We start from the raw sequence: 579 nt of genomic DNA, 5'->3' as shown, positions 1-579 counted from the left end.
GGGCATGGCAGGTCCGCAGCACGGCTTGCACCTGCGCCTCGGTCTCCGGCAGGGCGACGACGAGCGGCCGCTGGCGATAGGCCGTGAGGCCGTCGCATTCGTAAGGCGTGGTGTCTTCGGCATGCCAGATCAGCGCATGCGCGGGCAGATGGGCCTGGAGGGCGTCGACGACGCGGGACTGGAGGGCCGAGCCGGGCGCGGCCGCGCTTGGGCTCGCGGGTTGGACGGTGCGCTCGGCGATGGCGTTGGCTGTGCTCATGGCGAGACTGTACGGCGAGTCGGGGCCGGTCGCTCGATGCGGGTCGGCGCGGCATGCAAAAAGGGCTTCGCGGAGGCGAAGCTGAATACGCCGTCGGCTGCGAGCCGGTCGCACTCGGCCCGCACCATGTCGTGCATCGCCGACAGGCCCGGCGCGTCCGTCCGCTCGGTGCGGCTGGCCAGCACCAGCAGCCGGCTGAGCTGCACGCCCGAGATCTCCGACAGGCGCACCTGCCGCGCCGCATGGGGCTCCTTGAAGACCGACACCGGCATGACCGTCGCCCAGCGGCCCTGCAGCACGAGCTCGCGGATCGTGTCCAC

General features: G+C 72.0%; 1 protein-coding gene and 1 pseudogene. Both read right to left on the bottom strand.

What is annotated here, in order from left to right:
* Positions 1-259 (bottom strand): annotated as a pseudogene (locus AC1DTN_RS38610) (hypothetical protein); the annotation flags it as partial.
* Positions 256-579, bottom strand: a 324-nt coding sequence (locus tag AC1DTN_RS38605) for a hypothetical protein (RefSeq protein ID WP_477925487.1), incomplete at its 5' end; no start/stop codon positions are given. The gene AC1DTN_RS38605 and the pseudogene AC1DTN_RS38610, both read right to left, overlap by 4 nt.

It is taken from the genome of Rhizobium sp. 01T444, assembly GCF_056398305.1.
This window is presented reverse-complemented; position numbering and strand designations above follow the sequence as displayed.